This window comes from Blastomonas sp. AAP25 (assembly GCF_001295965.1).
GTDB classification, from domain to species: Bacteria; Pseudomonadota; Alphaproteobacteria; order Sphingomonadales; family Sphingomonadaceae; genus Blastomonas; species Blastomonas fulva.
On sequence record NZ_LJHP01000022.1, the window covers coordinates 1 to 21,302 of the forward strand.

General features: G+C 58.9%; 23 protein-coding genes and 1 pseudogene. 11 read left to right on the forward strand and 13 right to left on the reverse strand.

Annotated elements, in window-relative coordinates; all coding sequences use genetic code 11:
- Positions 1 to 291: 291 nt before the first annotated feature.
- From IP68_RS15075 to IP68_RS15095, 5 genes are all read right to left on the reverse strand, one after another.
- Entirely contained in the window at positions 292 to 1,017 is a 726-nt protein-coding gene (locus tag IP68_RS15075; RefSeq protein ID WP_082382402.1) for an alternative oxidase, read from the reverse strand.
- Positions 1,018 to 1,197: 180 nt separating this feature from the next.
- A complete protein-coding gene (locus tag IP68_RS15080; protein WP_054135839.1) occupies positions 1,198 to 1,674 on the reverse strand; it encodes a globin domain-containing protein in 477 nt (158 codons plus the stop codon).
- A gap of 64 nt (positions 1,675 to 1,738) precedes the next feature.
- Complete coding sequence (locus tag IP68_RS15085) at positions 1,739 to 2,203, reverse strand: hypothetical protein (RefSeq protein ID WP_054135840.1); 465 nt, start codon at positions 2,201 to 2,203, stop codon at positions 1,739 to 1,741.
- Positions 2,196 to 2,501 carry a DUF1971 domain-containing protein gene (locus IP68_RS15090; RefSeq protein ID WP_054135841.1) on the reverse strand — a complete coding sequence of 102 codons (306 nt, stop codon included), beginning with the start codon at positions 2,499 to 2,501 and terminating at the stop codon, positions 2,196 to 2,198. Before IP68_RS15090 ends, IP68_RS15085 begins: the two co-directional genes overlap by 8 nt.
- The gene (locus IP68_RS15095) at positions 2,498 to 2,977 is read right to left on the reverse strand and encodes a group III truncated hemoglobin (protein WP_054135842.1); all 480 of its coding nucleotides are present in this window, start codon (positions 2,975 to 2,977) and stop codon (positions 2,498 to 2,500) included. The genes IP68_RS15090 and IP68_RS15095 overlap by 4 nt, the downstream gene beginning before the upstream one ends.
- Before the next feature lie 83 nt (positions 2,978 to 3,060).
- Between IP68_RS15095 and IP68_RS15100 the strand changes: the two genes are divergently transcribed.
- Positions 3,061 to 3,486, forward strand: a complete 426-nt coding sequence (locus tag IP68_RS15100; RefSeq protein WP_054135843.1) for an Rrf2 family transcriptional regulator — start codon at positions 3,061 to 3,063, stop codon at positions 3,484 to 3,486.
- Positions 3,487 to 3,563: 77 nt separating this feature from the next.
- On the opposite strand, the pseudogene IP68_RS15105 reads toward IP68_RS15100, so the two are convergent.
- The 3 genes and pseudogenes from IP68_RS15105 to uraH form a co-directional block, all read right to left on the reverse strand.
- Positions 3,564 to 4,513 (reverse strand): annotated as a pseudogene (locus IP68_RS15105) (DMT family transporter).
- Positions 4,514 to 4,560: 47 nt separating this feature from the next.
- A complete protein-coding gene (locus IP68_RS19830) occupies positions 4,561 to 5,034 on the reverse strand; it encodes a heme-binding protein (RefSeq protein ID WP_082382405.1) in 474 nt (157 codons plus the stop codon).
- A gap of 2 nt (positions 5,035 to 5,036) precedes the next feature.
- On the reverse strand, positions 5,037 to 5,435 hold the full coding sequence (gene uraH / locus IP68_RS19835) for a hydroxyisourate hydrolase (RefSeq protein ID WP_082382406.1): 399 nt from the start codon (positions 5,433 to 5,435) through the stop codon (positions 5,037 to 5,039).
- A gap of 119 nt (positions 5,436 to 5,554) precedes the next feature.
- On the opposite strand from uraH, the gene IP68_RS15110 reads away from it, so the two are divergent.
- From IP68_RS15110 to IP68_RS20295, 5 genes are all read left to right on the forward strand, one after another.
- Positions 5,555 to 6,433: a LysR family transcriptional regulator gene (locus IP68_RS15110; RefSeq protein ID WP_054135845.1), complete on the forward strand. Its 879-nt coding sequence runs from the start codon at positions 5,555 to 5,557 to the stop codon at positions 6,431 to 6,433.
- 464 nt (positions 6,434 to 6,897) lie between these two features.
- On the forward strand, positions 6,898 to 7,467 hold the full coding sequence (locus IP68_RS15115) for an HPP family protein (RefSeq protein ID WP_231684072.1): 570 nt from the start codon (positions 6,898 to 6,900) through the stop codon (positions 7,465 to 7,467).
- Positions 7,468 to 7,732: 265 nt separating this feature from the next.
- On the forward strand, positions 7,733 to 8,143 hold the full coding sequence (gene rnk / locus IP68_RS15120; RefSeq protein ID WP_054135847.1) for a nucleoside diphosphate kinase regulator: 411 nt from the start codon (positions 7,733 to 7,735) through the stop codon (positions 8,141 to 8,143).
- 778 nt (positions 8,144 to 8,921) lie between these two features.
- Positions 8,922 to 9,596, forward strand: coding sequence for a hypothetical protein (locus IP68_RS15125; protein WP_069050843.1), 675 nt, complete (start codon positions 8,922 to 8,924; stop codon positions 9,594 to 9,596).
- A gap of 199 nt (positions 9,597 to 9,795) precedes the next feature.
- Positions 9,796 to 10,194, forward strand: a complete 399-nt coding sequence (locus tag IP68_RS20295; protein WP_150126284.1) for a hypothetical protein — start codon at positions 9,796 to 9,798, stop codon at positions 10,192 to 10,194.
- Positions 10,195 to 10,405: 211 nt separating this feature from the next.
- Here IP68_RS20295 and IP68_RS15130 read toward each other — a convergent pair whose 3' ends face one another.
- The 4 genes from IP68_RS15130 to IP68_RS15145 form a co-directional block, all read right to left on the reverse strand.
- Positions 10,406 to 12,049, reverse strand: coding sequence for an IS66 family transposase (locus IP68_RS15130; protein WP_054135849.1), 1,644 nt, complete (start codon positions 12,047 to 12,049; stop codon positions 10,406 to 10,408).
- A 61-nt stretch (positions 12,050 to 12,110) separates the two neighbouring features.
- Complete coding sequence (tnpB, locus tag IP68_RS15135) at positions 12,111 to 12,452, reverse strand: IS66 family insertion sequence element accessory protein TnpB (RefSeq protein WP_054135850.1); 342 nt, start codon at positions 12,450 to 12,452, stop codon at positions 12,111 to 12,113.
- Positions 12,449 to 12,820 (reverse strand): transposase, encoded by a 372-nt coding sequence (locus IP68_RS15140; RefSeq protein ID WP_231684076.1) that lies wholly within the window; start codon positions 12,818 to 12,820, stop codon positions 12,449 to 12,451. The genes tnpB and IP68_RS15140 overlap by 4 nt, the downstream gene beginning before the upstream one ends.
- A 163-nt stretch (positions 12,821 to 12,983) precedes the next feature.
- Complete coding sequence (locus IP68_RS15145; RefSeq protein ID WP_054135851.1) at positions 12,984 to 13,994, reverse strand: rod shape-determining protein; 1,011 nt, start codon at positions 13,992 to 13,994, stop codon at positions 12,984 to 12,986.
- Positions 13,995 to 14,654: 660 nt separating this feature from the next.
- Between IP68_RS15145 and IP68_RS15150 the strand changes: the two genes are divergently transcribed.
- The 4 genes from IP68_RS15150 to IP68_RS15165 all read left to right on the forward strand — a co-directional run bounded on the left by IP68_RS15150 (position 14,655) and on the right by IP68_RS15165 (position 18,833).
- A complete protein-coding gene (locus IP68_RS15150) occupies positions 14,655 to 15,287 on the forward strand; it encodes a tyrosine-type recombinase/integrase (RefSeq protein WP_054135884.1) in 633 nt (210 codons plus the stop codon).
- 339 nt (positions 15,288 to 15,626) lie between these two features.
- The gene (locus IP68_RS15155; RefSeq protein ID WP_054135852.1) at positions 15,627 to 17,132 is read left to right on the forward strand and encodes an NAD(P)/FAD-dependent oxidoreductase; all 1,506 of its coding nucleotides are present in this window, start codon (positions 15,627 to 15,629) and stop codon (positions 17,130 to 17,132) included.
- Positions 17,133 to 17,190: 58 nt separating this feature from the next.
- A complete protein-coding gene (locus tag IP68_RS15160) occupies positions 17,191 to 18,102 on the forward strand; it encodes an SDR family oxidoreductase (protein WP_054135853.1) in 912 nt (303 codons plus the stop codon).
- Positions 18,103 to 18,179: 77 nt separating this feature from the next.
- On the forward strand, positions 18,180 to 18,833 hold the full coding sequence (locus tag IP68_RS15165) for a Crp/Fnr family transcriptional regulator (protein ID WP_054135854.1): 654 nt from the start codon (positions 18,180 to 18,182) through the stop codon (positions 18,831 to 18,833).
- Positions 18,834 to 19,272: 439 nt separating this feature from the next.
- On the opposite strand, the gene IP68_RS15170 is transcribed toward IP68_RS15165, so the two are convergent.
- Positions 19,273 to 20,109, reverse strand: a complete 837-nt coding sequence (locus IP68_RS15170) for a helix-turn-helix transcriptional regulator (RefSeq protein WP_082382410.1) — start codon at positions 20,107 to 20,109, stop codon at positions 19,273 to 19,275.
- A gap of 474 nt (positions 20,110 to 20,583) precedes the next feature.
- Between IP68_RS15170 and IP68_RS15175 the strand changes: the two genes are divergently transcribed.
- The gene (locus IP68_RS15175) at positions 20,584 to 21,042 is read left to right on the forward strand and encodes a response regulator (protein WP_054135855.1); all 459 of its coding nucleotides are present in this window, start codon (positions 20,584 to 20,586) and stop codon (positions 21,040 to 21,042) included.
- The last annotated feature ends 260 nt before the right edge of the window (positions 21,043 to 21,302 follow it).

Genomic DNA, 21,302 nt, shown 5'->3' on the forward strand with positions numbered 1-21,302 from the left:
TCAACAATACTACGCTACGTCACCCCAAGCGACTCTCCCGCGAAGCGGGTTCGTGCCATGGGTCGGCAGCCGACGCCGACTTCAAGTGGGACAAAGCCGCCATTCGCCACTGCTAAAGGGAACGACCGGTTATGTTTAAACCGGCCATTTCCGAACGTTTGAAGATGTTGAGAGCAAGACAGGTTTGGGCGAGTTTAGAATGGAAGCCGTTGGCGATCCTCCCCTCGGGAAAGCGCATACATATGGACTTTAACAAGGTCTGGGTTGGATGCCGCTATCGCGTTTGGTTGCCTACGCCTGCAACCGAATGTCATCGGCGTGCGCAGGATAGGGTGCCGTCTTGCCCGGATCGAATGGCTTGCCGCCCAGCTTGCTGGCAAAGCCGTGGTTGACGTCGCGGTGGTGCGCCTCGTCCGCCCGGACGAGCAGGACGACATCGCGCAGCGTCGCATCGCCTGCCATCTTCCAGTAATGCTTGGCAATCGCAGGGGCAGGCACGTTGGGCGAGCGGCCTTCGTCGATCTCCTGAAGGTATAATGTGTAGCTGATCACCGCTTCTTGCTCGAAATAGCCCACGACGCGGTGCGCGGTGCGAGACGAAACCAGATAGAGGATCGAGAACAGCACCAGGAAAATCCACTGCGCCATCAGGATGACCAGCCGCTCGAACAAGGTCGGCTTGGCAATCTCGATAAACGTCATCAGGTGCATGCGCTCGTTCTCCGCTTCTTCCATCAGGGTGCGGATCCAGCCTTCATCATCCTTCATCGCGCGCAGGCTGGTCAGATGGGTGAACATGGCACCGACCATGCCGGGCACCGCGGCGACCGTCTCGAGCACGATGGCACGGTGCCCGTAGCGCTTGGCGAAAAAGGTGTCGGCCGTGAAGCGCAGCAGCTTGGTGAAGCCAAGCGCGAACCGGTCCGAAAGGCCCTCGGGGGCATGATGGATCACCGGCTGGGCATCATGCTCAGCGGCCAGCGCCTGCCGGTCGGGCGTAAGAATCGTGTTGACCATATTCGGTCCTTTCAGGACACGGAGGGTGCAATCGGGGAGGGAGTGCCTGTTCAGTCGCGTGATGTGCACGCAGCGCCAGCGGCAGAATTTCTGACGGCTATGACGAAACGTGGTGGGTGAATGCCCGATTGCAAGGCGATGCTGGGCGCCTTGCGACCAATCGAACGGGCAGGCTTGATGTTAGCGCGTTGACGCAATGCGTTCCAAAGCGTTGCTCTCGGCTTGCGCATACATAGCCGCTTCCTTGCCGATCAGGATCTCGGCCAGTGCCCAATACGCCTCGCCCCAGGCCGACAGGACCTCATCGGTGGCTGCGTCGCCCAGAATGTCGCGGATCGCAGGCAACAGGGCATTTGCGACCATTGGATAGTGCTCGGGCCTGACGCCTGTCTCAACGTGCCGCGCGGCCATACGCATTACCGGGGCCGTCAACGCTTCGAGCTTGTCGATGTTCTGCGCATAGGCGAGAATGGCTGCGGCAAGCCGGCGCGGCTGTTCGCCGCTTTCCTGCGCGGCCTCGTCAAACATTGCCTTGACCGCAGGATCGACGAACAACCGCTCGTACATCCGTTGGGTGATCGCCACGCCATGCTGTTGCAGCGCAGGCGCGGTCGAATTGACGATTGCCCTAGTCTCGGCGCTCAATATTCTGCTCATTTATTTCCTCCTCAGGAATAGCCAGTGTGACAGATTGGTGCTCACGGGCACGGGTGATGTCAGGTCAGAACAGACCGTGGCTGCCACCGACCGCGCCCCCCAGCGTGATCAGCGAAAGCATGATCAGGATGTGGTGGACGCGTTCCAATCGCGCGAAATCGGCTTGCGGGGTCCGCGATGTCGCGAGGCGGCGGTGTAGAAACAACGGCTCGATGATGAACAGCATCAGCGTGAACACCGCCCAAAGCGCGACCATTGCGTGCATCCACCAGAAGCTCGGATCGGCAAAACGGCTCCACATCTCGGCCCGGTGCACCATCCAGAAGCCGCTGGCCCCTGCGAGAAGGACCCAGATCTTGGCCTGCCCTGCGAAGCGCCCCTCGATCGCATGGAATTTACCAAGCCTGTCAGCAGGGGGTCCACTGTGCCGGATTGTCGGCAGCACCACCCAGGTGACAAAGCCCACACCGCCGATCCAGAACAACACCGCCACGACATGGACGATGCGCGCGAGCGCAAAATCATCCACCGGACCGCTCGGACGTCAGGTCGCCGTCAACGACTGGTTCTGACCGGTAAAACTCGACCTGCATCGACATCTTGCCCAGAGGGACCACGGAATGCGTGGCCAGCGGTGCAATCGGTGCAGGCATACCCGGTGTGACCAGCACTTCGCGACGCGGGTCGGTGAAGATCAGCTGCACCTCGCCTTCCAGCACGCGCAAAAGACCCCAGGTCCCGTCCTTGGTTCGATGATCGTTGCGCAGTTTATCGGGCAGCGACTGCTCGTCGAAAACAGGCGAGGATGCATAAGGTGTCAGCGTCATGGTTTGGTCTCCAGGGGGACAGGCTCAGTCGTTCGGTTGCGCAGCGCCGCCAGCCCACCGCGTTCGGCCAGCACTCCGGTCAGCAGGCTGTCGGCAATCCGGTGGGCCGATGTTCGGAACCGTTCTGCTGCTGCTTGATCTCCGACGTCCTGCGCAACAGTGGCATCCCAGAGCGCCAGCCAGCGCTCGAAATGAGCCTTGGTCAAGATGCCCATCGCTATGTGCTTCTGCATCGGCCGGCCGTTGAAGCGGCCAGGTTCGATCATGATAGAGGCCCAGAAATCCTTCATTCGCGGCAGGTGATGCGACCAGTTGGCGACGTGTTGGGCAAAGATCGGCCCGAGCAGGTCATCGCGCTGGATGCGGGCATAGAAATGATCGACCAACTGGCCGATCAGGGTTTCGTCGATGCCAACCTTGGCAGCCTTTGCGCGTTGTTCCGCACGAACGCGCTCGGCATGTGCTGTTGCGTTCATCGCGCGCGTCCTGATAAGATGTATTGCATTTGCATCTTATATTGCGACTGGCGGCAAATAGCAATATTTGATATGCATGTTTAATGAGAATGTCGTTGCATGCCGATTACGCCCTGCGCACCTTGATGTATCTGGCGGTCCATGATGGCCACAGGTCGATCGGCGAGATCGCGCAGGCCTATGGGATATCCAAGAATCACCTGATGAAGGTGGCACAACGTTTGGTGGCGGAGGGTTTTCTTGAGGCCGTACGCGGGCGATCCGGTGGCCTTCGGCTGGCGCAGGCCGCAACTCAGATCAATGTCGGCCAAGTCGCGCGCAAGATGGAAGAAACCGGCAGCTTCGTGGAGTGCTTCGATCCCGCCACAAACAGCTGCGTAATCACGCCAGCATGCCGACTGCGCCACGCCCTGGCCGGCGCGCTTGAGGCATTCTTCCGGCACCTCGATCGCTATTCACTTGGCGATCTGGTCAAAGACCCCTTAGCACTGCAAGAGAGCCTGCTCTAAATGGGTTTGGTCGGTTATCTGGCAGATGGCCTGGTCAGCCTTGTTAATTGGGGACATACCGCAAGCAAGTCTCTCGGCTATGATCCTGGACCCGAGTTGTAAGTACGCGCGATAGCCTGACCGGATTTGCGAGCAGCGCTGACGATGCCGGCGCCGATTAACCCCATGCCAATGAAATGGTACCAGCCGATAGGCTCCATCAAGAACACAGCCGCAAGCAAGGCCCCGATGACGGGCATGATATTGAGATAGAGACTAGTTGCCGCCGATCCAAGCAGTTCGACTCCGCGATGAAAAACAGATAGGCAATCAGTGAAGGAAACAGACTGACATAGGAGATAGCCAGCCAGCTTTCCGGCCGGTTTTCAATTAAGCGACCGCTTGCGATTTCGGCGATATAGAAGGGCGAGATCATCGCAATGCCGACCACGAAAGTTGCCGCCAGAAAGCTTAGCGGATGCACAGCGGGACGTTTACGCAGCAGCACAGAGTAGATCGACCAGACGACGACCGCCACACAGATCACAAGATCACCTGAATTGAACTCGAATCTGACGAGCGCAGACAAGTTACCACCAAGGATAATCATCAAAGCCCCGCTGATGGAAAGAACTATCCCTGCCAGCTGCGGAAGGCCGACCTGTTCGCGGAAAACTGCCACTCCAAGCAGCAGGATCAAAACTGGCTGCATCGACTGCAACAAGAGACCATTGACCGCAGTGGTGGCCTGAAGGCCTGTGTAGAGCAGAGTGTTAAAGGTGCCGATGCCCAGTGTGCCCAGCACCAGCACCCACCTCCAGTTATTTCTCAGATCAACCAAATCACGCCTCAGATGGGGCCAAGCGAATGGCAGAAGCAGCGCGAGAGCCAGTGTCCACCGCCAGAACGCAAGTGCTACTGGAGGCATTACGTCTCGTGCAGCCCGTCCGACCAGGGAATTGCCTGCCCAAAAAAGCGCCGTGAAGGTCAAAAGCAGGTAAGGATGTGACCAGAACCAGCCAAACACACGTGCCCTGAGCGAAGGCATTCAACGCAAGTCCTGATTGTGTCCAGCCCTCGGCAGCCGCAAGGATGTCATTGTTGTGTGCCATGCGCTAGTGCAGCCATTGCGCATTGTTCATCACTTTCAGATCCGCCGGATCCAGCCACGCCGATCCCACCGATGACTTCCCCCTCATGAATAATCGGCAGGCCACCTCCAAGCAGCAGAAGTTCCGCGACACTGATAAGGTTCGCCGATGCCGGTTCGGTTGCAGCGCGTTGCGCCAATCTGGATGTGCTTGTCTTGGTCGAAAGTGCTGTAAACGCCTTGCGTTCGGCCGCATTTGTATTGTGCGGTCCGACCCCATCACCGCGCTGCAGGGCGATCAGATTGCCACCACGATCAACAATCGCCACTACCGCATCCCTGTTCATGGTGCGGCATGAAACCAGGGCCGCTTCGGCAATAGAATTGGCCATCTCGAGTGAAACAGACCGATGCTCGATGGGCAAAGGCGGTGGCATCAATGCAGCGAGACTGAAATAGGCGAGAAATGCGCTGCTCATTGTCAATTTCCGCGATAGGTCGAGTAGCCGTATGGGCTCACGACCACGGGAACATGGTAGTGACCGTCGGCATCAGTAACAGTGAATGTGATTGCGATCTCCGGAAAGAAGGGGCGTGTTGCAGCTTCTGAATAAGACGCCATGTCGAACTGGAGCCGGTAGACCCCCGGCACGAAATTTCTCTCGTTTCCGAAGCTTCGCACCCTACCATTTGCGTCGGTACGTGACTTCCCAACGACCACCCAGGTTCCGGCGGTATCTCGCTCCGACAGCGTTACAGGGACATCCTTCCCCCCAACGCCGCTCGCCAGGTCGAGCACATGAGTGGATATCTCGGCGGCTGCGACTGGGGTTGCAAAAAGACTGAGTGCAACTGGAGCAAGCAGACGGGTCGTATTCATCTGTTCAATCCTGATCTCGTGTTGAGCCGCTTATTGCGGTGATGGGTCCTGTTAGCGCCCAGATTTTCATTTGCGAATGAAATGATTGAATAAAAATCATTCATATATAGAATGTTAGTATGTTCGATCTCAAACTGCTGCAGGCCTTTGTTACCGTCGCTGATGCGGGCAGCTTTACCGCCGCTGCTCATCGCCTGAATTCGACCCAATCGACTGTCAGCCAACAGATCGGTCGACTGGACGACGTGGTCCGCAGGGCGTTGTTTGATCGTGGAGCTCGACCTGTTAAACTGACCCCGGCGGGAGAGCAGCTGATCGGCTATGCGAGGCGAATTCTTGCACTACAGCGTGAGGCCCTAGCACTTATGTCTGACCCTTCGGGCAGCAGGACAATCCGTGTTGGGGTGCCGGATGATCTGGTGACACCTGAAATGAGTCAGGAATTCGCCAGATTTTCAACCCGCTATTCTGAAATCCGTCTCGACGTGGCAACAGGGCTTAGCCGCGAGCTTTCGCGCCGATTTCGTGAGGGAGAGCTCGATGTGGCGATTGTGAAGGAACCCAGCGCCCAAGCTGATGCACATGCAAGCTTTCGTGAGCCACTGGCATGGGTCGAGGCTTCAAATCGGAGCCGACCATGGTTTTCGCCGATACCACTGGTCACCTTCCCGCCGGGAGGGCTATATCGTGACCAGATGATCGACAAGATCGAGGCTGCCGGGCTGCGGTGGTATCTTGCATTTACTGGAAACAGTCTGGTCAGCGTTCTGCGCGCTGTAGAAGCCGGACTTGGTGTGTCGATCCTCCCATCGGCGACGACCGGTTTCTATAACATCCGAAAATGTGAGCTTTTTGAAGCCGTCCCGGACATGGCATTGTCAATTTATGCCTGGGAGCAGGACGCGGCGACCACTGATCTTCTGGCTGCCATGAGCGAGATAGTAGCTAACAACTGCGCTGCTGATACGAGACCGCAACGTCAATATCCGGAGGCATAATTCCTGCGCCGGTGGGTTGATCTGCAAACCTCGCTCGCGGAAACCAACCTGCCAATTTTACCGCTGGCCAGGCCAAACACTGCTCTTTGCCGAATGACGAGCCCAGTTGGTTCATTGAATTTGGACGAGCTAGCGCACAGGCTGTGTCCCGCAGTCGTGGTGATTTCAAATCGGTCAACTTGGACCATTTGCAAGTCCCAAAGAATGCCCACGCAGCAGCCCCGCAAACGCCAGATCGCCGGTTTCTGTCTGTTCAAGGCGCTTGCCGCTTTCAGGCGCTATGGAAAAACTCGCTTGGCCGCAAAGGGCAAAGCTGCAAAGGCGACGCACCTTCAATCAGAGCGAAGCAAGTGCGATCGATTTTCATCCCTATCATGGCCGGGGCCTCGCTTAGTGACCGTCTGATCGCTTGCCTAGGGGGCACTGCGGGAATCGCGCTCACCGCTCTCGTGACCCAGTCGGCAATGGGCGCGTCCGCAGCTTGGGTCTGGCTTGTTGCACCGATGGGAGCATCTGCAGTTTTGATATTTGCTGTGCCAGCTAGTCCGCTGGCGCAGCCTTGGTCCGTCATCGGCGGAAATGTTGTATCTGCTCTGGTGGGCGTCGGGGTGGCGCTAATCGTGCCGTGGCCTGCTATTGCCAGCGGGATTGCGGTCGGCGGGGCCATCCTGGCGATGTCGCTGTTGCGTTGTCTGCATCCACCTGGCGGCGCTGCTGCACTGACTGCTGTCATTGGCGGACCTGCCGTGGTCTCGGCAGGTTGGCTATTCCCGCTGTTTCCCGTCGGGCTGAATGCGGTCATCCTCACCGCCACGGGTATCCTGTACCATTCGATATCGAAGCATTCCTACCCGCATCGTCCTGATCGACACGCCACGATTTCAATGAGAGATTCGGATGACCAGCCCTTCCATCCTGATGATCTGGATTCCGCGCTTGCTGACCTGGGTGAGACTTTCGATATCTCACCTGAAGACCTCGGCCAGCTGTTCAATCGCGTCCGCTACCACGCCGCAAAGCGCCGAAAAGTCTAGCGTTTGCTGAGCTTCCTCGGTTTCCAGGAACAGAGCATTCACCGTGCTTCGACCTAACTTGACTTACATCCAGAAGCTCGTAATCTTGCCGCCATGCAGGCGCAGTCCACATATTTGCGATTTGTCGACCATGGTGGACAACTCGCCGCGCGTTCTCAGCCCGGGCTCGCGTGGGCATAGCGCCACCTGAGCTCGGGCCTTATTCGATCTGAAATTTCAGGGCGAGCGATCTTCGTTCCCTGACTCGAATAAGCAGGACTATCCAATGGAAAATCTAGCAATCGCTGCGGCTGAACGGCCGGCGATTTACATGAGTGCGGCTGAGTGTGACGCGCTTTTTGAGCTTGCTCTGAGCACGGAGCGGAGCCAGCCAATGGTTTGCGCAATGTTGATGGCAGAACTTGATCGCGCGGAATTGCGGGACGCAGATGAATTGCCGGACCAGACCGTGGTGATGAACTCTTTCATTGATTTTGTTGATGAACGCACTGGCGCTCGTCGCATTGTGCAACTCGTCTACCCTCAAGATGCAGATATTGCCGACGGTCGAGTGTCAATTCTGACCCCGATTGGAGCAGGATTGATCGGAATGACAGCGGGATGTTCGATTTGTTGGCCAGACCGCAGTGGCGACGATCGTATCCTACGGATCATTAGTGTGGCGCCGCCCGGATAAGGCTGCAGTCGTGGCCGACAGCCCGAATGGCTTGAACAAACTTGCAGGACAAAGCTGCAGGCTAAAGCATCCAAAGCAGCCAGTGCTTGCGTGGTTTCGTCAGTCACGAAAATTTCTTGACGATCACCCATGTGCACTGGGGCGTTTCTTTTCCCGCCCATTTCCGGCCCGCTTTGCCCTGCCACTCCCGGTTTTCACAACCGCCTACCGTAAGGCAACTTCCTCGCTCTGAGGTCATGCGCCCTTCGTCCCAGAAAATGCCCACAGAAGGTTGAAGCATATGAACCAACTCCCCCCAACGCCGGATCAAGATATAAACGCTCTGCAATGTGTTCCGCCACGCCCCCCCGATATCGAATTGCCATGCCTGGAAATAGTCGCGCGTTCCACACTCAGTCTTTGCCAGCCCGTACCTGACTCTGTCCCCGCAGCTTGGCAAACAGCAACAATGCTACTGGCTCAACAATTTGGTTTCGACGTCCGGCAAGTGCCTAAGCGCCCTGCTTTGCGGATGAAGAAACTGATACAATGGGGGTCGGCAGCCAGTGCTCAGCCACCCGCACCGATGTTCGCGCCATGGCAGTGTGGGTTCCCTGAGGCCTTGCAACAACCCCGCCAATTGGCCCTGCCAAACGCTTCCTGGGTCAGCACATATGTTTTTGGCAAGCAGACTAGGGGGCGATGTTGGCGGAACGTGACCGACATAATGCTGATGTCTCCCCTTCCTGGCGGTTGCGCACCGGATGATCTGATACCGCAACCTAAGGTGCTTCAGGTGATGATCGAAGCTGCAAGACGTGAGAACCGCAGAAAGGTAACCATCGTAACAGATGCCCGACGTCGCAACGGGATCATCATGCATCTGCTTTTGCTCAAACTGACCGACGGTCGCGACAGGATTGCCATAGAAGTTTCGTCGATCGAAAACGTGTTGAGTGAGCTGGCCGATGATCCAGGGAGCGCAGATGCGATGGTGGTGTTGCCGGATATGCGCGGACTGGTTCTCGGTATTCTATCTGAGACCAGCGATAACATCGGACCGTGGCCAATGGTATGGCACGAGCGAGATGCCTGCCTGATCTCGTGCGAGGCGCTCGGCGATTTTTGTCACACGATACCGCTCAATGTCTCGCTGCTTGCTCAGGCCTTGGCGCTAGCTGCAAACAGGACGGGACTGATCAGCACTTCCGAACAACTAGCAAGAGCGGCGGCAACGCTTGGGGAGTGGGGAGACGTCAGGTTTGGCGACAGATTTGCAGAAGATGATCGGGTTAGGTTGTCCGATGAGGATTTAATCAAGACCTTGGGCCGCAATATCGCGTCCGGTGAGGGGGCTCATCCGATTTGGCAAGCCGTCAAACCACGCAGCACTTTGACCAAGCCTAACCGATCGCCTGGACTAAAGCTGGTGCATTCTTCCCCTGCCTCGGAAATCGGAATCCCTGCGCAGTGATTGGAGTCAATCATTTCGGCAAGCGAGGGTCGCGTAGTCACCAAGATACGCGATTCAATTTCCGGCAACCGGCTCCACCCATGGCCCGAATTCAGATGATTCTTTCACCATTCTGAGCCTGGCTTTCCTGCAATGTACTAAATTGCTGTACCGAAAGGAGTTTGAAATGCCTCCTAACTGTCCAACCGAACCTATAGCCGTGTTCGATCGATTGAAACCGAAGCCCGCATACCTAAAAACTAGTGATAGCAATCCGCGGCTGACGCATTGGCAAGCCCGTGAAAAGTTTATTGATCGAATTAATGAGGGGGCTGGCGTGGCGTTGGGTGCCGTGATGGATCACTGCATACCAGAGGGATGGAGATTGACGGGGCTGATGGTCGTTGGCGGAGCCATTAAAGTTGAACTGCGCGACAAAAATGAAAGCATCCTGACAAATCTGTTGCTAACTGATCAAGCATTGCCAGATATCCGCATTGACGCAGTTCCAGCTATTCTACAGGCTATTACTGTTGCGCTGGATACTCCAGAGGAAACGCGCCACAGCGTCCCGAACTTATTGCGCTCGACTAAGGTCAAACTAACGGGACGAAGATAAAGTTTAATAGAATCCCGGAGTGGGCCAACAAACCTTGGGGCACAGATGGAAAGCGAAGTTTATCGGCAGAACGCCAGCACGATGAGCACCGTCACACCGCCGCTCGCACCACGTGCCATAGCATTTGTATGCAACAATGGGACGACTGTTTGGAGGCTGCAAGGCAAATACCAAAGTATCCATCCGGTGAGACGCGCGGGCGGATCGGATTTTATGCTGCTATGGCGGCGTTTCGAGCGGCCCAGTTCCATGGCAGCAGCTCGTCGAGCTTGCTCATGGGGCAATCCGCGATGCGAGCGAGGACATCGGCGAGCCAGGCTTGCGGATCAACGTCGTTGAGCTTCGCGGTCTGGATCAGGGTGTAGATGATAGCGGCGCGTTGGCCGCCGCGATCCGAGCCGCAGAACAGCCATGCCTTGCGACCGAGCGGAATGCAGCGCAGCGCGCGCTCGGCGGCGTTGTTGGTGAGGCAGATGCGCCCGTCGTCGAGGAAGCGGGTGAACGCGTCCCAGCGCTTGAGCATGTAGAAGCAGGGCTTGGTCAGATCATGGCCGCGCGACAGCTTGGCGACCTGCTCGGTGAGCCAGGTGTGGAGCTCTGCCATCAGCGGCGCGCTGAGTTCCTGACGAATGGCGAGCCGCTCGGCGGGGCTTTTGCCATTGATGCCGCGCTCGATGTCGAACAGGGCATCGAGCCGCTGCACGGCTTCGAGCGCGATCGGATAGATCATTCTGCTGCGCTGGCCACGGCTCTTCTTGCGGGCCGAGCTTAGGACATCAGCGAGCTCGAAGAACTTGCGGCGCGCATGGGCGAAGCAGCCAGCTTCCAGCACAGGGCCAGGGTCGCGGCCCTCACGATAGAGCTCGCCATATCCGCTGTAGGCATCGGCCTGCAGGATCCCGAACCATGCGGCGAGATGGGTCTGCGGGTGCTCGCCGCGGCGGTTGCGTGAGTAGTGGAACAGGGCAGCTGGTGGATCGATCCCGGCAAAAGGGTGATCATCGCGCACGTAGACCCATAATCGGGCCGTATCAGTCTTGCCCTTCGCCATGACCGGCACGGTGGTATCATCGCCGTGCAATCGCTTGGCGGCCAGCACATGGGCTTTGATCAACTCGTGGAGCGGCATCAGCGCCAGGGCCGCCGCGCCAACCTGATCGGCAAGGGTTGAGACGCTGAGCGGCACGCCCTCGCGGGCAAACCGCTCGGCCTGTCGGTTGAGCGGTTGGTGCTGCCCATACTTCTCGAACAAGAGCATGGCGAGGAAGCTGGGACCGGCCCATCCGCGCGGCACGACGTGGAACGGTGCCGGGGCCTGTGCGATCTTCTCGCGGTCCCGGCACGAGAACTTCTCCCGAACCGTCTGGATCACCTTCCATGAGCGCGGGATCACCTCGAGCGTCTCAGTGACGTCCTCGCCAAGCTTGGAGAGCCGACCGCCGCCGCAGGCCGGGCAGGAACAGGGCGCAGGCACCACGACGCGCTCGCGCGGCAGGTGCTCGGGGAACGCCTTCCTTGCGGGCCGCTTGCGCTCGAAGGCGGTGACCGTGGTGGTCTTCGCTGCCGCTTCCTCAGCAATCAGATCGTCCTCGGCAGCGTCGGCCTCGAGATCTTCGAGCTGCAGCTCCATCTGATCGAGCAGGCGGCGGCTGCGCTCGGCGCTGGGGCCATACTGCTCGCGCTTCAGCTTGGCGATCTGCAGCTTGAGGTGGGCGATCAGCGCCTCAATGGCGCTCTCGCGGGCATGGGCGTTAGCCAGCTTGGCCTCTGCTTCGTCGGCCTTCTGGAGTGCGGAAACCAGCAGCGCCTTGAGCGCTTCAACGTCGTCCGGAAGGGGCGAAATGGCGGCTTCCATGGAGGAGAGTGAATCACGTGAGATGCCTTGCTGCAAGGGCAAAATACCCGCCTTGTGCCGATTATCCTGCGCTCTGTGGCCGCCACGTATACTGCGGGTTACGCCAGTCGATCCCCTCGAGCAGGCACGCCAGTTGCGAGGCGGTGAGCGACACTGTTCCCTCACTCGCCGAAGGCCATATGAACCGGCCCTTCTCGAGGCGCTTGGCATAGAGCGACATGCCGATCCCGTCGTGCCAGATGATCTTGATCAGCGAGCCTGCCCGGCCGCGGAACACGAACAAATCGCCACCATGCGGATTACGCTTGAGCCCCTGCTGCACCAGCAGCGCCAGGCCCTGCATGCCCTTCCTCATATCCGTGTGGCAAAGCGCGATCCACACCCGGGCGCCAGAAGGGATCATCGCAAGCCCTTCAGCGCGGCAGAAACCAGCGCCGGCGATGCCGCGGCGAAAACGCTCAGCCGCTTGCCACGCGGCAGATCGATGATCATCGCGGGGTGCTCGGCCCAGCTCGCAGCTGCCGCCAGATCGTCATCCATCACCGCTTCCACGAACACCGGCGTCGGCAGCGCCTCGGGCGCGCTGGCCTCCTGCGCCACACCTGCATCGAGCAACTTGCGCCGCCAAGTGTAGATCAACCCGGACGAGACGTCATGGCGGCGGCAGGCATCGGCAACCCGGGCACCCGGCGCGAACGCCTCGGCCACAATCTGCAGCCGTTCCTCATCACTCCACCGGCGCCGCCGCTCCGGCCCCGAAAATACCGTCACCTGACCCACCGACCGCTCCAAAGCACACTCTTAAGAGCACGCTTAAGAACGCTCGCTACCTATCCACGCAAGGCGGCCCACGCCGGATGGATACATACCAAATGGCACAGAGATTGAGCGCGCCCACATAGATTATCTGCCAAACATGGCATTATGGCCAGCCTCAGTTTTCGAGTAGATACTGGAGGCCCTTGGCGACGCAGCCAGATGCATCTCTGGCCAAAACTACAGAAACGCCGCACTCTCGCTCGATCGCTTTTGCCAGGAAGCGCTCAGAGATACCGCCACCAGTGGCTATGATCTGGCCATCGAGCAAATCCGCAGCCAGGTCTGGCGACAGCTCACCAAGCACCGTCCGAGTGGCTTCGGCAAATCTGGAAAAATGCTTCTCGAACACAGGATCGAAGGCCGAACATGGCAGGCTAAGCGTGCCAGGCAGCGCGGTCCGCAGGTCGCGCCCTTTCGCCTGAACGACATTTTCGGCCGGTGATGATTTGCTGGTGCGGTCTGAGAGTTCCTTTTTCAGGGTTTCCGCTGTCTGTCGACCAATCAGGAAATGATGTTTCGTCTGCAGGTATTCCGCAATTGCCTCGTCGAGATTCTGGCCGCCTATGCGAACCGAACGTGTCTTGCATTGGCCATCTATAGAAAATACCGCGATTTCTGTTGTGCCGGCACCGCATTCGACGATCATCGATGCGCGAGCTTCACCCACCGGTAATCCAGCCCCTATTGCAGCTGCAAAAGGTTCCCGGACAAGTTCGACCTGAGCGATCCCGGCATCATCTGCAGCGGCTAGTAGTGCATTTGCCTCCGCCTTCGTGGCGTCGGCAGGTAGACCGATCAAGACACGAGAACCATACCGTCTAACTCTCCCTGATATCGAGGTAAGACCGTGTTTCAGTAACTCGCTCGTCGCTTCTATGTCTTGCAGAACACCTCTTGCGAGTGGACGACGCACGCGCAGATTTTTGGGTGCTCGGTCCACCATCGCCTGGACGGCGGTACCTGCTGCAATGAATCGGGGACGCCCGCCGATATCCTCAAAACAGCAAAGCGAAGGCTCGTCGAATACGCAGCCAATGCCTTGGATAACCATGCGCATGTTGGCAGTCCCCAGATCGATAGCCAGATCGGGCTTCTGCGTGCGCGTGAAAAACGGGAAATAAGTCATTCCGGAAAGATAGCCTGTCAGAATGTGATTGTCGCTGCCATTTATGTCCCGCTCCTTTGTCTACCAGGCGAGCATTCACGACACTTGGGCGAGTGCAGAGCTGCATTTAGCGAGGGTCATTGCTGCTAAGTCGCGCAGGAAGTTGTTGCCGCTTAGGCGACGAACGGGCCATTATTTGATGCAGTGTCGCTGCCATCACCGGCATCGCGGAGCCGACCGCGGAGATTCGAGCCACGCGTGTCAGCCTGAGTAAACATATTGGCAGCGATGCCGTCGAAGACGGTCATCGGACTTTGGCGCACTCTGAAGATCATGACACGGTGGTCGTTGCCGTCGCAGTCCCGGTTCACTGTGCCATGGCCGAGGGCATCAACGGCGCTGTGCAGCACAACCTCGCCCGTGCCGATGCACGCGCGCTGACGGACTTGGCAGGTCCGCTGCCCCCGTCGCTGCATGCGCTTGTCGAGCGCGCTACGCGTGGCGCTGCTCGCTCGACTGCCGGGCAGGTTTCCTGATCTTTATCCGCCTCTGGGAGAACCAGACGTTTAATGCGGTGATCGTGAACGACCGCGTCTGGGTCGGTACGAGCCCGACTGAATCTACACCCTCCCACCTATGGACCGTTCTTCAGATGGCCAATCCGGCCATAGGAGAATGACCATGGAAATGACTGAACACCAAACCGTCGCGACCAAACATCAGGTCTGGAATGCGGGACGAACCGTCGGTGCGAAGCGTGCGCTCAAGCCAAAGCAAATATGGCAAATCCGATTTTACCTCAATCAGAACCGTCGCCTGCGAGATCGCGCACTGTTTGACCTTGCGATCGATAGCAAGCTTCGCGGCTGCGATTTGGTAAGAATGAAAATTGGAGACATTGTTAGCGGAGGACAGATCCGGACTCGCGCAATCGTGATGCAGCAGAAAACAAGTCGCCCAGTTCAGTTCGAATTGCTTGCGGACGCACGAGCGAGTTTGCTGGCATGGCTCGAACGCCGAGGCGGTACGGTAGACGACTATGTCTTTCCAAGCCGCGTTGATCGTGCTGGGCATCTCAGCACGCGCCAGTCTGCGCGACTCGTGGATGATTGGGTTACGGCGGTCGGCCTGATGCGAAGCGAGTATGGCACCCATTCACTTCGGCGAACGAAGGCGTCGATAATCTACAGGGCGACCGGTAATCTGCGCGCTGTCCAGATCCTTCTCGGTCACAGCAAGATCGAGAACACAGTACGCTATCTCGGGATCGACGTGGAAGACGCACTAGCCCTTGCCGAAAACACAGAAATTTGAATGATCAGCTCCTCGTCGCTGGCGGGGAGCTGTCCTTACGGCATTTTGGGACATTTCTGCCCTTCCTAAACCGCTTTGCAGATGACCGGCTTTACCAGAAGCCGACACTGCGATGATCAGAGCGCAAATGGCGGCTAATGCGAGAGCGCTTGCCGCTTGCCGCCATTCAGCAAGCGCCCCCCAAAGCGGCAACAACATCCTCTTCTGATTTGCCCACCTAGAGGGGAGGATAGCTCGCAATCCGATAGAATGCCCAAAGGCGACAGTCTTGCCTGCTAGCTCGGTCTAGCACGCCGCCAGGCTGGGGACAGGCCGCGCCCCAAAGGAGTGGAGAGGCAGATGGTGTCGGATCGGCAGAATATCGCAGCAGGCACGCAGCAACCCGAAAAGTTCGATGTGATCATCGTCGGCGCGGGCATTTCCGGGATCGGCAGCGCGACCCTCCTGCGCAAGCATTGCCCGGATCTGAGCTTTGCCATTCTCGAAGCGCTTGAGGGCCATGGCGGCACCTGGCTGATCCACAAATATCCCGGCACCCGGTCAGATAGCGACCTGTTCACCTTGGGCTACGGCTTCAAGCCGTGGACCGGGCAGCCGATCGCCTCGCGCGATCAGATCCTCGACTATCTGGGTGATGCGATTGCCGATGCGGGCCTTGGTCCCTTCATCCGATATGGCCACAGCGTCACGTCCGCCAACTGGTCCAACGAAACCGCCAGCTGGCAGCTGACGGTCGAACGCAAAGGGGCCGACGATGTCGTGCAGATGGAGGCGAGCTTTTTGTGGATGTGTCAGGGCTACTACCGGCATGAGAAAGGCTACACGCCCCAATGGCCGGGCATGGACAGGTTCAAGGGCCAGATCATCCACCCCCAGCACTGGCCAGAGGGTCTCGATTTGGCGGGTAAGAACGTAACTGTGATTGGTTCGGGTGCGACCGCGGCAACCCTGATCCCGGCGCTGGCCGACCGCTGCGCGCACGTGACCATGCTGCAACGCACGCCGACCTATTTTGCCGCTGGCCGCAATGCTGACGCGCTGGCCGAGGAATTGCGCAGGCTGGATGTGGACCCTACCTGGGTTCACGAGATCATGCGGCGCAAGGTGGTGCGCGACCGGGCCGATCTGCTCGACCGCGCGCATTCATCGCCTGACAAGCTGAAGGCGATGCTGATTGGCGGTGTTCAGGCGCTGCTTCCGCAAGGGTTCGATGTCGAACGGCATTTCACGCCGCCTTATCGCCCTTTGCAGCAGCGCGTGGCGTTTGTGCCGGACGGTGACCTGTTCAAGGCCATTTCGGCGGGCAAGGCGTCGGTCGTGACAGATACGATAAGCACCTTCGACGATACCGGGATCGTGCTTGATTCGGGCGAGCGGATCGATGCCGACGTGGTGATCACCGCCACCGGGTTCGATATGGCAGTGATGGGCGACATCCCGTTCAGCATCGACGGCGCGCCGGTCAACTTTGCGCAGACCATAACCTATCGCGGAATCATGTTCACCGGCATACCCAACATGGCTTGGGTCTATGGCTATGGCCATTACAGCTGGACCTTGCGCGCTGATCTTGTCGCGGGCTTCGTCTGCCGGCTGCTCGATCACATGCACAAAAGCGGCGCGCGCAGCGTGATGCCGGTGCTCAGGCCCGAAGATCAGGGCATGGAACTGAAGCCGTGGGTCGATACCGATTACCTGAACCCCGGCTATCTGCTGCGCAGCCTCGACCGGCTGCCCCGGCGCGGGGACACGCCTGAGTGGCAGCACAGTCAGGACTATTTCTACGAAAGCGAGGCGATCCCTGCGATCGATCTCACCGATCCGGTTTTCGCCTACAGTCATTGATGAAACCGGCGCACCTCGCGCCCGCATCATCCATCAGTAAAAAAGCAAGGAGTGCAGGATGAAGAACTTGAAGGGCGGTGTGGCCGTGGTCACTGGCGGGGCTTCGGGTCTTGGCAGGGCGATTGCCGAGGAGGCCGCGCGGCGCGGCATGAAGTTGGTGATCGCCGATGTCGAGGCTGGAGCGATGGAGCAGGCCGTTGCTGACCTGCGTGCAGGCGGCGCCGAGGCGATCGGCGTGTTGACCGATGTGACCAGTGCCGCTTCGGTCGAGGCACTGGCGGTCGCGACCGAACAGCATTTCGGGCCGGCCAAATTGCTGTTCAACAATGCCGGTGTCGCATCGGGCGGGCCGATCTGGGAAAGCACCGAAAAGGACTGGAAGTGGCTGTTCGGCGTGAATGTCGATGGCGTCGCCAACGGGGTGCGCAGCTTTACCCCGCGCATGCTCGCGGCAGCCGCTGCAGATCCGGGCTATGAAGGCTGCATCGTGAACACCGCATCCATGGCGGGTCTGGTGACCGCGCCGGGAATGGGCATCTACAGCGTTTCCAAGCACGCGGTGCTGGCTTTGTCCGAATGTCTCTACCACGATCTCGATCTGGTCGGGCCGCAGGTGCGGGCGGCGGTGCTGTGCCCGTTTTATGTGTCCACGAATATCAGCCAGTGCCACCGCAACCGCCCCGCTGATCTGGTCAATGACAGCGGGCCGACCCGCTCGCAGCTGGCCACGCAGGCGATCTCCGCCAAGGATCTTGCCAACGGCACGCTGACGCCCGAAGAGGTGGCTGCGATCACTTTCAAGGCGATCGAGGAAGACCGGTTCTACATCTACCCCAGCCCGGAACAGCTGCCGATCGTAAGAAGCCGTCTCGATCATCTGGGGAACGGCACCAATCCCGACATCCCCTACGACGACATTCCGATGTTCAAGGCGCGGCGGGACAGTCTGAAAGCTGCACTAGCGGGGTGAGTGGGTCGCGCTCTTGCCGTGTGCGCCGCTTGTTGTAATCACATGGCCGTTGCTTCAACGATCTGGCGGCGCGGAGGGTGTGCTTGGCCGAACCGGGAAAACTGGATGAGGAGCTCGATGCCCTACTGCGCCGCCATGCGCGGCAGCGCGTGCTAGCGCGAGGCGAAGCGCTTTACGGCCGCGGCTCGCCGCCCGATGCGCTGTTCTGCGTCGAGCGCGGAATCATTCGCCTGAGTGTCACCAGCCCTGTCGGCCGTGAAGCGGTGCTGGGTCTGGTGACGCCGGGGCACTGGTTCGGCGAGGCATCACTGTTCACCTGCGAGCCGCGCGGCAATGATGCGGTGGCCGCCGTTGACAGCACCGTGCTTATGGTCCCCGCTGCCACCCTGCACGCCTTGATCGACGACCGCTCCGATTATCTACGGCAGTTCCTCGCCATGATGGGCCAGCGTTACAAGGCGGTGCTGAGCCGGATGGACGACACCGTGCTGCTGCCTTTGCCTGAGCGCCTCGCGCGGATCATCGTGCAAATGATCGATGCAGGCGGCAAGGCGGGCGATGCGCCAGTGCTACGTTTCTCGCAGGAGGAGGCCGCTCATATGCTCGGTGCATCGCGGCAAACCGTCAATCGGGTGCTGAATGAGTGGGAGGCTGCCGGCATTGTGCGCCTGAGCTATCGCACGCTTACCCTGGCAGACCTCACGGCCATACGGCGGCTTTGCCGGGCATGAGCTGCATGGCGAGAGGTGGCAGATCGCAAGGGGGCAAGCCAGCCAATGAGGCTCGCAACGAAGTTAGGAAAGCCGCCATTCGCCTACCTATCCACCTCCGGCCATGAGCGGCACCAATGCGCGACCCCGACAGCCGTATGGCAGCATTCGGCGGAAGCAGACGTCGCAATTGATGGTCGGGAATGACTAAATCGGGTCGGCTGCCGCCGGTTGCCCCGAACAGTTCAAACTGGGGCTTTCATGTGCTCCCGGGGCTACATATCGAATGTCAGATCTTTCCTAGAACAGAAATCCAGCGTGTCGATCGGCGTCCAAACCTTGCAGCGGGGAATTCGTCGCTCAATCGCTTCACTAATTGAGCGGTAGAGCTCGCGGCTCGCACGGGCCGGAACGGCAGGACATGAGAACGCCCTTCCGCTGGATCCGGGCATTCTGCGTTTTAGCTAGTGCGGTTGAACGTCGTCCTTACAATGTCGGGCGTCCCTTCGGCGGCCCAGACGATCGTTTCGGTCATAGTCCGCCCGTCCTTCGCCGAGGTGTAGACACGTGTCGACACCCGCTTACCGTCCTTTGCGAGCGTCATCACCAGTGTGGTCGGCTCTGGTTGGCGCAGCGATATGCTGTCGATGAAACCCATATTCCCGGTCACGGGAACGGCCAGGCCGTCGAGACGGGCGGTGGATTCGGCTGTCATCCGCGAACCATCCGGCGCGACGATGTCCACCCGTGTGTTCCAATTCCCCTCCGCCGCCTCACGGAAGGCGATGGTCACTGCACGTGGGCGTTCTGCAGCGGGGATTTGTGCCACATCGAGCGACCAGGCGCCAATCAAGGGCGAGGCTCCCGCGGGCATCACCGCCTCGGAATCCGGTACCCCGACATCTTCGAGCAGGCCAAGCGAGGTCATCAACAGCCCGGCGGCTACGAGCGGTAGGGCAATCAGCATCATCATCTTTCCTTTCGACCATGGGCCGTGCCTGTGCGGCGGCCTGTCCGGGCTATCGGTCGAGTGTGAATGTGATGACAGATCGATTTTTCTGTCCCAGATTTTCTGGGCGTCGAGCAGGCGGGCCAATTCGCGACTGCTGCCCACCCCGGTCTTGCGCCGCGCCTCGCGCAGGCGTTCGTTGATCGAGGCTTCCGAGCGGTTGAGTCCCGTCGCGATTGATTTCACGGTATGCCCTTCTGCCAGCAACCGCAGGATTTCGAGCTCCTTGGCGTTGAGCCTGGCAGGCTCAATCGCTGGCGTCACTTTCGTCGGGGGCGGGGCTGACATGAGCATTGCTCACCACAGGTCCGCAATAGCGTCCAGCACGATTTTTTTGGGAGGCGGCGGGCGGTCTTCGGAATGGTTGCGCGTCAGTGCGCCTTTTAGGACCGCCATGAGACGTCATTGCGTGGGAGCATCCCCTTGGATCTGGAACCTAAGGGCTCGGTGCGTCATCGGTGTTAGTATTCCAAAGACAAAATATAGGTCGCCCCGTGAACCGGAATGGATAGATAGGACCGAAGCTGGCCGACGTATTGAGACTATTCACAACGAACCAGCCTTGAATCCTAAGCGGGTCGGGGCTGGCGCCATCAATGTTCCACTGAGCAACCTTGCACGCTCCGGCCCGTAAGATGTTCAATCGAGCAGTCTGGAATTCTCCGATTAACTTTCGATCTTGTCCTCACTGCCCGCCGGTCCTTGGCTTTCACTCCCGTGAGCCGCTGACCGGCCAAGTTACCAACGAACAACGGAACGAGCATGATAATGCCGCAAAACAGGAAATCGCTCGGCACACTGATGATTGTTGAAGACGAAGCCATGGTGGCGCTTGTTCTCCAGAACGAACTCCAGGACGCGGGATACAAAATTCTTGATCTGACTGATCGGCAGGATGAAGCGCTGCGGGTCGCCGAGGCGGAAAGGCCCAATCTGGCTTTGGTCAATATCGGGCTTACCGGCGGCGACGATGGAATCGAGCTTTCGGAGCGTCTGAAAGCGATGGGGATACCGGTGCTATTGATCAGCGGACGGGCCAGCCGAGCCCGCTCGGCCAAGACCGTAGCTATCGGCTCGATGCCAAAGCCCTATCACGCCTCCGAAATGGTAGTCGCGGTGGCTTATCTGCTCTCGCGCCTGTCCGGATACTTAACACTGCCAAGGCCAGACCAGCTTGAGGTGTTCGATGACGAAGGTTTTAATATGGCGACGAATTCTTAGGGCATATGCTGAATTATCTGGTCTTCGGTGATAGCTGAACTCGCTCAAGCCGAGTTTCCTAAATGAAGGCGCAAAGCTGACTGGCCGCTGGGGGACATCCCATCGGCAGCTTCTGTCAGAAGCAGACGTCCACTGTGGCTGAACTGAACGACCGGGTGTGGGTCGAGAGAGCTTGGCCACGTTCCGTCCTCGCGACGTGCTGCAAAACGCATCCTTAAATCTGACATTGTCAGACACCTTTTTGTTAATCTTGACATTTA

Coding starts and splice junctions, on each gene's coding strand:
- IP68_RS15175 (WP_054135855.1), top strand. CDS start 20,584: ATGATAATGCCGCAAAACAGGAAATCGCTCGGCACACTGATGATTGTT.
- IP68_RS15080 (WP_054135839.1), bottom strand. CDS start 1,674: ATGAGCAGAATATTGAGCGCCGAGACTAGGGCAATCGTCAATTCGACC.
- IP68_RS15160 (WP_054135853.1), top strand. CDS start 17,191: ATGAAGAACTTGAAGGGCGGTGTGGCCGTGGTCACTGGCGGGGCTTCG.
- IP68_RS15115 (WP_231684072.1), top strand. CDS start 6,898: ATGGGCGCGTCCGCAGCTTGGGTCTGGCTTGTTGCACCGATGGGAGCA.
- IP68_RS15145 (WP_054135851.1), bottom strand. CDS start 13,994: ATGACTTATTTCCCGTTTTTCACGCGCACGCAGAAGCCCGATCTGGCT.
- IP68_RS15170 (WP_082382410.1), bottom strand. CDS start 20,109: ATGTCAGCCCCGCCCCCGACGAAAGTGACGCCAGCGATTGAGCCTGCC.
- IP68_RS15090 (WP_054135841.1), bottom strand. CDS start 2,501: ATGACGCTGACACCTTATGCATCCTCGCCTGTTTTCGACGAGCAGTCG.
- IP68_RS15110 (WP_054135845.1), top strand. CDS start 5,555: ATGTTCGATCTCAAACTGCTGCAGGCCTTTGTTACCGTCGCTGATGCG.
- uraH (WP_082382406.1), bottom strand. CDS start 5,435: ATGAATACGACCCGTCTGCTTGCTCCAGTTGCACTCAGTCTTTTTGCA.
- IP68_RS15075 (WP_082382402.1), bottom strand. CDS start 1,017: ATGGTCAACACGATTCTTACGCCCGACCGGCAGGCGCTGGCCGCTGAG.
- rnk (WP_054135847.1), top strand. CDS start 7,733: ATGGAAAATCTAGCAATCGCTGCGGCTGAACGGCCGGCGATTTACATG.
- tnpB (WP_054135850.1), bottom strand. CDS start 12,452: ATGATCCCTTCTGGCGCCCGGGTGTGGATCGCGCTTTGCCACACGGAT.
- IP68_RS15150 (WP_054135884.1), top strand. CDS start 14,655: ATGGAAATGACTGAACACCAAACCGTCGCGACCAAACATCAGGTCTGG.
- IP68_RS15100 (WP_054135843.1), top strand. CDS start 3,061: ATGAGAATGTCGTTGCATGCCGATTACGCCCTGCGCACCTTGATGTAT.
- IP68_RS15130 (WP_054135849.1), bottom strand. CDS start 12,049: ATGGAAGCCGCCATTTCGCCCCTTCCGGACGACGTTGAAGCGCTCAAG.
- IP68_RS15125 (WP_069050843.1), top strand. CDS start 8,922: ATGATCGAAGCTGCAAGACGTGAGAACCGCAGAAAGGTAACCATCGTA.
- IP68_RS15155 (WP_054135852.1), top strand. CDS start 15,627: ATGGTGTCGGATCGGCAGAATATCGCAGCAGGCACGCAGCAACCCGAA.
- IP68_RS19830 (WP_082382405.1), bottom strand. CDS start 5,034: ATGAGCAGCGCATTTCTCGCCTATTTCAGTCTCGCTGCATTGATGCCA.
- IP68_RS15095 (WP_054135842.1), bottom strand. CDS start 2,977: ATGAACGCAACAGCACATGCCGAGCGCGTTCGTGCGGAACAACGCGCA.